The sequence below is a fragment of the uncultured Nonlabens sp. genome (genome assembly GCF_947495285.1).
Taxonomy (GTDB): Bacteria; Bacteroidota; Bacteroidia; order Flavobacteriales; family Flavobacteriaceae; genus Nonlabens.
The window spans coordinates 1-9340 of the sequence record NZ_CANLXZ010000052.1; the positions used below are offsets into that span (position 1 = coordinate 1).

Below are 9340 nucleotides of genomic sequence, written 5' to 3' on the forward strand. Positions count from 1 at the left end.
TTTGTGTTGCACCACAAAGGTAACTTTGAGGAACAAATTTCCCTTTCTCTTTTTAAACGTTTAGGACGCTATTGATACTATAATTAAATTTTTCATAGAATATGTTGTATTATACTATAAGTAAAACAAAAATACTCAATTTAAATTTATACTCATAAATTTTATGGAAATCAGATCAAACGATAGTTTAAGTGGTTAAAATTTATTAAAAAAGATACAAAAACTATTATAAATCAAACAATATCAATCAAATAAATAAAATACAAATTTTAACTTTTTAAAATCAGATAAATCACTAAAATTGAAAAAAATATTAATACAAAATTATTAACAATTGTTCAATATCTATTTGATTTAAAACACTTTAACGATCTAAAATGGATCTTTATTAATTAAATTAGTTATCTAACCACTTTGAATATAAAAATGTATTCAAGTCATTACATCCTATTTTGTTCTAACCTGGAGTGGACATATGTACAAACTTTAAAATATATACCGGTTTTCAATAACTTACTAGAAATTAAAGATTATTAATAAAAAACTATATGTTTTTAGCTTAAAGCTCATTTAATTAAATTCTTATCGTATTCTATAGCCAGTGGACCACAAAATTAAGAACAGAACGACTTACCCATTACCGTAATAAAATGAAATAGATGCAGTGGTATTCATTTTAAATTACTTAGCTATCTAAGCCCAGTAAGCCTTCTATAAAATCTATAACCAGCCATAGTTGCCTAGATTAAATTATAGCCATCAAGTGGCGCTTTTATACCGTCGCAGCATGAATGCTCATGAGTTTTAAAAAATAAACTAATCATTATGGTTATTTTAACCTTGCTTTCGCGAAAGCGGAATTACAAAAATCTTATTTTTACAGTTCATGGAATTTAATATAGTATCAGAGTTTTCTCCTACGGGAGATCAACCCCAGGCCATTAAGCAGATAGTAGAAGGCATAGAGAATCATGCAAAATTTCAAACTCTACTTGGAGTTACTGGTAGTGGTAAAACATTTACGGCTGCAAACGTGATTCAAGAAGTACGCAAACCTACCCTAGTCTTGTGTCATAATAAAACACTGGCGGCTCAATTATATTCTGAGTTTAAAGATTTTTTTCCAGATAATGCTGTAGAATATTTTGTATCTTACTATGACTATTACCAGCCAGAGGCATTTATTCCTTCTAGTGGTACGTACATCGAGAAAGATCTTTCTATCAATGAAGAGATAGAAAAGATGCGATTAAGCACTACCTCTTCCCTACTTTCTGGACGTCGTGATATTATAGTTGTGGCATCTGTTTCTTGTCTTTATGGTATCGGTAACCCAGTAGAATTTCAGAAAAACGTTGTTAGAATAAAAAAAGACGAGGTGATTGCAAGAACAGCATTGTTGCACAAACTGGTACAGTCGCTGTATTCTAGAACCACTGCAGAGTTTAATCGTGGTAACTTTAGAATCAATGGTGATACACTAGATGTGTTCCCTAGTTATGCAGACACTTGTTTTAGAATCCACTTTTTTGGAGACGAGATAGAAGATATAGAGCGTTTTAATCCTGTAGATGGAAGGGTTCTTGAAAAATTTGATCAAATTACCATCTATCCGGCAAACATGTTTGTGACTTCTCCAGACATTTTACAAGGCGCTATACATTCCATTCAAGAAGACCTGGTAAAACAGACCGACTATTTTAAAGAAATAGGAAAACCTCTTGAAGCAAAAAGACTGGAAGAACGCACAGAATTTGACCTAGAAATGATAAGAGAGTTAGGCTATTGTTCTGGTATTGAGAATTACAGTCGTTATCTAGACGGGCGTTTACCTGGTACGAGGCCTTTTTGTTTATTAGATTTCTTTCCAGATGATTATTTAATGATCATAGATGAGAGTCACGTGAGTGTGCCACAAGTAGGTGCTATGTATGGCGGTGATAGATCGCGTAAGGAAAACCTAGTCGATTATGGTTTTAGATTACCAGCAGCTATGGATAACCGTCCATTAAAATTTGAAGAATTTGAAGCTCTGCAAAATCAAGTTTTATATGTAAGCGCTACTCCTGCAGATTATGAATTGGCAAAAAGCGATGGTGTAGTCGTAGAACAGATTATAAGACCTACTGGTTTACTAGATCCTATAATAGATGTACGTCCCAGCCAGAATCAAATCGATGACCTTGTAGAAGAAATAAGATTGCGAGAAGAACGTGATGAACGTGTTCTTATCACAACGCTTACAAAACGCATGGCCGAAGAACTTACCAAATACCTAACGCGTATTAATGTAAGATGTCGCTATATTCATAGTGATGTAGATACATTAGAACGTGTAGAGATATTATCTGACTTGCGTCGTGGGATTTTTGATGTGCTTATAGGTGTTAACTTATTAAGAGAAGGACTGGATCTACCTGAAGTATCTCTAGTGGCTATTCTAGATGCAGATAAAGAAGGTTTTTTACGTAATCAACGTTCCCTTACTCAAACCATAGGTCGTGCGGCTCGTAATGTAAATGGACTCGCTGTCCTTTATGCAGATAAAATTACAGAAAGCATGCAAAAAACCATAGACCAGACAGAATACCGCCGTTCTAAACAAATTGCATATAATGAGGCAAATGGTTTAAAACCTACGGCGATAAAGAAAAAGCTAGAAACAGCATTGTACCGCAAGAATACCGCCACCTATGCCATAGAAGAAACCCTATCTCTTAAAGCTGCCGAGGAAGAAGCTGAATACCTTTCTAAAGCAGAACTAGAAAAGAAAATAAGAGAAACTCGCAAAATGATGGAAAAAGCGGCTAAGGAATTGGATTTTATGGAAGCTGCAAAACTGAGAGATCAAATCAAAATGATGCAAGAAAAAGCAAAGACGGTTTAGGTGTTCTTACTCTTTATTAATAAATCATTTATTGACCTTGTTTTAAAATAAATTAGTATAATTTTCAATATCTTAAAAATTACATTTGTATAAATTTGAACTTATGAAATACGTATTGATCTGTGCCATCGCTCTAACTATACTTTCTTGTACTACTAAGGTCCATGTAGAAAGCAATGGAAAAACTATTATAGGTGAAGACCCTCTAGAAACTCTAGAAAACAGAGAACTTACTCAAGAATTTAAGGATTACTGGTACAGTGGTGAAGCAGAGATTTCTAGCTATGATCTTAGTCAGGCTAGATATGGAGAGATGAGAGAAGGAACTGCGGTGATGATTTTTGTAACAGAATCTTTTGATAAAAAAGACCAGGTAAAGGCAGACCTAGCAAACGACTCTAACAGACCGGTTCTTAAATTCAATGCCACTCGTGATTTTAATACTGGTATCTATCCTTATCACATTATGAGCAGTACTTTTTTACCTCTAGATAAAAAAGACAATGCTATTAAAGTAGCCAGCAGCATTCAAGAATGGTGCGGACAGACGTATATGCAAATGAATCAAGATGGTGATGAATATGAGGTGATGCTTCACTCCTATTTTCAAAGTGAAGGAAATGATGATTTTGAGATAGAAAACGTCATGACAGAAAATCAAATCGCTGCGCAGTTAAGACTAGATCCTCAGGCTATGCCTACTGGTGCTATTAAAATCATACCTAGTACAGAATTTTTAAGACTTAAACATGTGGAGACTAAACCATATGACGCCGTAGCAAAATTAAGCGAGATGGAAGATGGCTTTTTATACAGTGTTAAGTTTACAGATCTAGGTAGAACTATTGCTTTTAAAACAGAAAAGACATCTCCTTACCGCATACTATCCTGGATGGATCGTTATAAAGATGGATCTACACCTATGGTTTCTACAGGTACTTTAAAGAAATCCATTAAATCTGCATACTGGGGTAAAAACGCAAATAAAGATGCTGTTTTAAGAGATAGTCTAGGAATATGAGAGAATATTTTTCAAAACCAGAAGTAATAGTAACCATTTCTTTTTTACTAGGTACGTTTATAATTCACCGGTTAATTATATGGAGTGCTGCAAAGCTGTCTCAAAAAATTCATCGATCAGAATTGCGCAAGCAGTATTTAAAAAGATACACCGGTTATATAATCTGGACCGTATGTGTAATTGCTATTATTCTCATATGGGGATTTAATACCAAAGGCTTTTTTGTCGCACTAGGTTCTACATTTGCCGTAGTAGGTGTGGCCCTATTTGCAAACTGGAGTATTTTGAGCAACATAACTGCCAGTTTCATTCTTTACTTCACCTTTCCTTATAGAATAGGAGATCGCATACGCATACATGATAAAGACTTGCCAGTTACCGCAGTAATAAGCGATATAAAAGGTTTTTACACCTTACTAGAAACCGACGAGGGCGAGTTAATCACCTACCCTAATAACTTATTGTTACAAAAAGGAGTTTCTATCTTACAAGATAAAAAAGGTTCTGTTTTTGACATTACTGATGATAGTGTAGATAGAACTGTTTAAATAGAATTTACTTATTAAATTTACTAGATAAAGTACGATTATGGATTTAAGTGATCAATTAAAAAACCTTTTCCCAGAACACGATTTTAAAGAAGAAGAACAACCAGAAAAGAGCAACATCTGGTTACAAGAAGATCCTTTAGAATGCAAGTTTGAAAAACGTAAAGGAAAAGTAAATACCGTAATAGCTGGTTATACCGGCGCCACTGCCGACTTTAAAATTCTAGCCAAAGAACTTAAAACCCAACTAGGTGTAGGCGGTAGTTTTAAAAACGACCAGATTATCATCCAGGGCGATTACCGCGATCGCATTATGGAAATGCTCAAAGAAAAAGGCTTTAAAGTAAAACGTGTAGGTGGTTAGAAACTGGTTTTTTTATTTAAGTATCTCACAGTTTTCTTCAATAGCTATAAAGTAAGTTCATATCACGTTGTGTAACCTGAGATTTTAGTCCTTGAATAAAATATGTAGAATAAAGAAAATTCTTAAACACAAAAAAACTCCTTAATCACGATCGATTAAGGAGTTTTCATTTTTTAAGGTATTACACCTTACTCATCACCTACTATGTGCTCAATGGCAGCAGCAAGTTTAAAGTCATTTTCTGTAAGACCGTTCACATCATGAGTACTAAGAGTAATCTCTAGAGTACCATAAGTGTTGTGCCAGTCTGGATGATGCTCCATTTTTTCTGCCTCCAGCGCGATGCGCGTCATTACAGAAAAGCAGTCCATAAAATTGTCAAATTCAAACGTAGTGTGGATCGCATCATCATAATAATCCCATCCTTCTACATTTTCTAAATGCTTTTCTATCTGTGCTTCAGTTAATTTTTCCATTGCTCTATTATTTATCGTCAAAGGTATTTTTTATTTTCCTTTTAGCCTCACCTATTCCCTCTTCTATTTTACCTTTTATTTGATCAGCCTTACCTTCAGCCTCTGTAGAGGTATCGTTAGTGAGTTTACCATATTCTTCCTTGGCTTTTCCTTTTGTTTGATCCCATTTTCCTTCTAGTTCTTTGTCGCTCATAACGTTGTTTTTTATTGATTTATCTAAATATACAGCGACTATCACCGTCATCTACCTAAAATAATCTTAATCCTGCACTAATGGATTCTTAAATACCCACATAACTCTTATATTTAAACCATGAAAAAGATCAGCCTATTAATAGTATCACTAGTCGCTGCCACTGCTGTGGCACAAGTAGACTCACTTAAAACAGAACCCTTTAAAGATGCCGTACATTTAAGAGAAATCCCTAGAAAAAACCTAGTCATAGATCTAGGTGTTACACAACCTCTTTCAGATTATGGAAGTGTCGCTAGATCAGGACTTCATATAGGAGCAGAATATCTGTATTATACTAATAAGCATCTAGGACTAGGTATTTCCTTAAGACATCAGTATAATGAATTCGGCTATATAGATTTTCAGACAGACGATCGTACAGTAGCCACGGCAAACAACTGGACCAATACTTCTATAGCCATAGGTCCTACCTATTCTTATACTCAGGGCAGATTTCAATTTGATGTCTTTGTAAAAGCTGGAGTCGCCTTTTTAAACAGTCCAGAGAACAGTGTCTCACAAATAGGTATAGGTAATACACAAGTGTTTTCTAGTGACAGCGAGAACTCGTCCTCATCTAGTGCTTATCTAGAAGGTGGTTTGCGATTTAATTACTATTTCCGTCGCAGTGTACAACTATTCTTCTCACCGCAATACAACACAACACTAGGTGAACCTATCGCCTATTCTTTTAGAGATGACAGTTCTACTGCACCTATACAACCCAATTTATTGAAAAAATTAAATGCCTCTAACCTTATCTTTAATCTAGGTGTAAAAATCGCCATAGGTAAAGAATACAGCAGTGGCGAGTGGCGCGATGACGACTAGACGCTAGTACTACTCCTATTTATAAAACTCTTTTAAAACCCTTCTATTACTTAGTAACACTAGGTTTAAAAAAGGTTTTCTGTTTTCTATAACTACAGGAAACAATTAAATATTATTTATGTTCATAATAAAAACAGATTTTAACAAGTCTTTATTCTAAATCTTTTGTTTAACGGTTATCTTTATACCTTAAACAGAATATTTTGAAATTAATCCAATTTTCTTCACAGCAAAAATTACCCATCTCCATAGATAAGGCATGGGAATTTCTAACAGATGCAAATAACCTAAAACTGCTCACACCGCCAGAACTAGATATGGTCGTGCAGTACGGTACAGAAAGAGGTATGTATCCTGGACAGCTCATAGAGTACTCTGTAAAACCGCTACCCTTTTATAAGACCAACTGGGTAACTCACATTACACAAGTAGAAGAAGGCAAATTTTTTGTGGACGAGCAAATGTATGGACCCTATGCGACCTGGCACCACAAGCATTTTATTAAAGAGATAGAAGGCGGTATACTCATGGAAGACTTAATACACTACCGCTTGCCATTCGGTCTACTAGGTAAATTAGGGACGCCATTAGTTAAGAAAAAGTTGGAAGAAATATTCCGCTTTCGCGAAAGCGCACTCATCAAACACTTCGGTGCATTTAAAGAAAAATAAGAGATTTCAAAGTCTCTACTTATATAGTAAAAACAAAATAAAAACACAAAAATGTCAAAAAATATACTACTCATAGGCGGTAGCCACGGAATAGGAAACGCCATCGTACAACACCTTCATGAAGGAAATAACCTGTACGTAGCCTCCAGAGAAAATGAAAATTTACCAGATGGTGTGACACACATTCCATTTGATGCACTTACAGAAGAATTAGACACCAGTTTACTGCCAGAATCTCTAGATGGTTTTGTGTACTGCCCTGGTAGCATTAATCTAAAACCCTTTAAAATGTTGAAGCAATCACACTTTGAAGAAGATATGGAGATCAATTTTTTCTCCTTAATAAAAGCCACCAGAACGGTTTTACCTTTACTGACTAAAAACGGTACCAGCAGCATAGTCTATTTCTCTACTGTTGCAGTAAGTACAGGGATGCCATTCCATACCAGTGTAGCCGCTGCAAAAGGTGCTATAGAAGGATATGCTCGCGCACTAGCGGCAGAGTATGCTCCTACGGTAAGAGTAAACGTTATAGCACCATCACTAGTAGACACACCACTCGCTGGCAGACTCTTAAATAACGATGCCAAAAAAGAAAAAATGGGCGACATGCACCCACTTAAACGTGTCGGTACACCACAAGATATTGCAAGCCTTGCCGTATTTTTATTAAATCAAAACCAGGGCTGGATTACCGGCCAGGTGATAGGTGTTAACGGCGGTAAGGGGTCTTTAAATTTAGGATAAATAAATAATGAGTAAAAAGGTAAACATATTTTGGCTGCGTAGAGATTTAAGACTCGACGATAATGTAGGACTTCTAGAAGCACTTAAAAGCGATCTTCCTGTCCTGCCCTTATTCATATTTGACAGTGATATTCTAGATAAATTACCAGAAGACGACGCACGCGTTACCTTTATCCATGAGCAACTGCAGCGCATGCGCTCACAACTGCAAGAAGAACACGACAGTTCTATAGCCATGCTCTATGGGACACCTAAAAAAGTATGGACGCAATTACTTAAAGACTATCAAGTAGACACCGTGTTCACTAACCATGATTATGAGCCCTATGCCCTAGAACGCGATCTAGAAATAGATCAACTGCTCGCACAACATAATGTAGATTTTAAAACCTTTAAAGATCAAGTTATATATGAAAAAGACGAGATCACAAAGGCAGACGGTAATCCCTATGTCGTTTACACACCCTATAAAAATAAATGGCTAGAAAATTTTAGAAAAGAACATGGCAGCGGCGAGGATCAAAAATTTTATTACACCCACGACTACCTAGATAACTGTATTAAAAACAGTAGATTGCCCAACCTGTCTCTTAGCGACATAGGATTTAAAAAATCCAGTATAGAAATACCAGCCTATACCGTCACACCTACACTTATAGAAGAATACGAGAATACAAGAAACTATCCAGCCCTAGAAAATGGAACCTCTAGACTAGGTATTTACCTAAGATTCGGTATAGTAAGTGTACGTAAAATGGTACGCAAGGCAGACCATGCAGACAACAAGACATTCCTAAGCGAGTTGATATGGAGAGAATTCTTCATGCAGATACTCTACCATTTCCCACATACCAAAGACCAGGCCTTTAAATCAAAATACGACCGCATCGAGTGGCGCAATAATGAGGGCGAATTTGAAAAATGGAAAACCGGCACCACCGGTTATGCCCTAGTAGACGCAGGTATGCGAGAATTAAACACCACCGGCCACATGCACAACCGTGTACGCATGCTAGTAGCAAGTTTTTTAATAAAACACCTCTTAATAGACTGGCGCTGGGGCGAGACCTATTTTGCCCAGAAATTACTCGATTACGACCTCTCCAGTAACGTAGGCAACTGGCAGTGGGCAGCAGGAAGCGGTGTAGATGCTGCGCCCTATTTTAGAATCTTTAATCCCATTACCCAAAAAGATAAATTTGACAAAAACCGCAACTACATAAAAAAACACGTCCCAGAATACGACACCCATAATTATCCAGATAGGATGGTAGACCATAAAAAAGCCAGAGAGCGCTGTTTAAAAACTTATAAAGAAGCCGTTTCTCAATAAATCCATCACCACACCATACACCATTATAAAAATACCGCTTGCGCGAAAGCAGAACACCCAACCAACTCCTTACACCATCACACACACCTATAAGACCAACCAGTTGCGTTGGTCTTTTTTACACCTAGAAATAATAAAAGCTCTAGCCGTTATTAAACGTTTAATTAAAAAAAGTTCTCATATACACCTAAAATCGCAATACATAAAATTTCACAAAAAAGTTCTCA

At 36.1% G+C, this 9340-nt stretch carries 10 protein-coding genes; 8 read left to right on the plus strand and 2 right to left on the minus strand.

Going from position 1 to position 9340, the window contains the following annotated elements; genetic code table 11:
* Nucleotides 1–886: 886 nt before the first annotated feature.
* The 4 genes from uvrB to Q0838_RS13805 all read left to right on the plus strand — a co-directional run bounded on the left by uvrB (nt 887) and on the right by Q0838_RS13805 (nt 4820).
* Entirely contained in the window at nt 887–2887 is a 2001-nt protein-coding gene (uvrB, locus tag Q0838_RS13790; RefSeq protein ID WP_298956352.1) for an excinuclease ABC subunit UvrB, read from the plus strand.
* A gap of 103 nt (nt 2888–2990) precedes the next feature.
* Nucleotides 2991–3908, plus strand: a complete 918-nt coding sequence (locus Q0838_RS13795; protein WP_298956355.1) for a septum formation inhibitor Maf — start codon at nt 2991–2993, stop codon at nt 3906–3908.
* A complete protein-coding gene (locus tag Q0838_RS13800) occupies nt 3905–4456 on the plus strand; it encodes a mechanosensitive ion channel domain-containing protein (RefSeq protein WP_298956358.1) in 552 nt (183 codons plus the stop codon). Before Q0838_RS13795 ends, Q0838_RS13800 begins: the two co-directional genes overlap by 4 nt.
* Before the next feature lie 40 nt (nt 4457–4496).
* Nucleotides 4497–4820 (plus strand): translation initiation factor, encoded by a 324-nt coding sequence (locus tag Q0838_RS13805; RefSeq protein WP_298956361.1) that lies wholly within the window; start codon nt 4497–4499, stop codon nt 4818–4820.
* Nucleotides 4821–5008: 188 nt separating this feature from the next.
* Here Q0838_RS13805 and Q0838_RS13810 read toward each other — a convergent pair whose 3' ends face one another.
* Nucleotides 5009–5296 carry a 4a-hydroxytetrahydrobiopterin dehydratase gene (locus Q0838_RS13810; protein WP_298956363.1) on the minus strand — a complete coding sequence of 96 codons (288 nt, stop codon included), beginning with the start codon at nt 5294–5296 and terminating at the stop codon, nt 5009–5011.
* Between the two features lie 7 nt (nt 5297–5303).
* Nucleotides 5304–5489: a CsbD family protein gene (locus Q0838_RS13815; protein ID WP_298956366.1), complete on the minus strand. Its 186-nt coding sequence runs from the start codon at nt 5487–5489 to the stop codon at nt 5304–5306.
* Between the two features lie 120 nt (nt 5490–5609).
* Between Q0838_RS13815 and Q0838_RS13820 the strand changes: the two genes are divergently transcribed.
* The 4 genes from Q0838_RS13820 to Q0838_RS13835 all read left to right on the plus strand — a co-directional run bounded on the left by Q0838_RS13820 (nt 5610) and on the right by Q0838_RS13835 (nt 9113).
* Complete coding sequence (locus Q0838_RS13820) at nt 5610–6362, plus strand: autotransporter outer membrane beta-barrel domain-containing protein (RefSeq protein ID WP_298956368.1); 753 nt, start codon at nt 5610–5612, stop codon at nt 6360–6362.
* A 203-nt stretch (nt 6363–6565) separates the two neighbouring features.
* Nucleotides 6566–7033 carry an SRPBCC family protein gene (locus Q0838_RS13825; RefSeq protein WP_298956371.1) on the plus strand — a complete coding sequence of 156 codons (468 nt, stop codon included), beginning with the start codon at nt 6566–6568 and terminating at the stop codon, nt 7031–7033.
* Between the two features lie 51 nt (nt 7034–7084).
* Nucleotides 7085–7780, plus strand: coding sequence for an SDR family oxidoreductase (locus Q0838_RS13830; protein WP_298956373.1), 696 nt, complete (start codon nt 7085–7087; stop codon nt 7778–7780).
* 7 nt (nt 7781–7787) lie between these two features.
* Complete coding sequence (locus Q0838_RS13835) at nt 7788–9113, plus strand: deoxyribodipyrimidine photo-lyase (protein ID WP_298956378.1); 1326 nt, start codon at nt 7788–7790, stop codon at nt 9111–9113.
* Nucleotides 9114–9340 lie beyond the last annotated feature (227 nt).

Bases quoted from the DNA above. Each gene is read 5' to 3' on its own strand.
- uvrB (WP_298956352.1), top strand. From the start codon at position 887: ATGGAATTTAATATAGTATCAGAGTTTTCTCCTACGGGAGATCAACCC.
- Q0838_RS13795 (WP_298956355.1), top strand. From the start codon at position 2,991: ATGAAATACGTATTGATCTGTGCCATCGCTCTAACTATACTTTCTTGT.
- Q0838_RS13800 (WP_298956358.1), top strand. From the start codon at position 3,905: ATGAGAGAATATTTTTCAAAACCAGAAGTAATAGTAACCATTTCTTTT.
- Q0838_RS13805 (WP_298956361.1), top strand. From the start codon at position 4,497: ATGGATTTAAGTGATCAATTAAAAAACCTTTTCCCAGAACACGATTTT.
- Q0838_RS13810 (WP_298956363.1), bottom strand. From the start codon at position 5,296: ATGGAAAAATTAACTGAAGCACAGATAGAAAAGCATTTAGAAAATGTA.
- Q0838_RS13815 (WP_298956366.1), bottom strand. From the start codon at position 5,489: ATGAGCGACAAAGAACTAGAAGGAAAATGGGATCAAACAAAAGGAAAA.
- Q0838_RS13820 (WP_298956368.1), top strand. From the start codon at position 5,610: ATGAAAAAGATCAGCCTATTAATAGTATCACTAGTCGCTGCCACTGCT.
- Q0838_RS13830 (WP_298956373.1), top strand. From the start codon at position 7,085: ATGTCAAAAAATATACTACTCATAGGCGGTAGCCACGGAATAGGAAAC.
- Q0838_RS13835 (WP_298956378.1), top strand. From the start codon at position 7,788: ATGAGTAAAAAGGTAAACATATTTTGGCTGCGTAGAGATTTAAGACTC.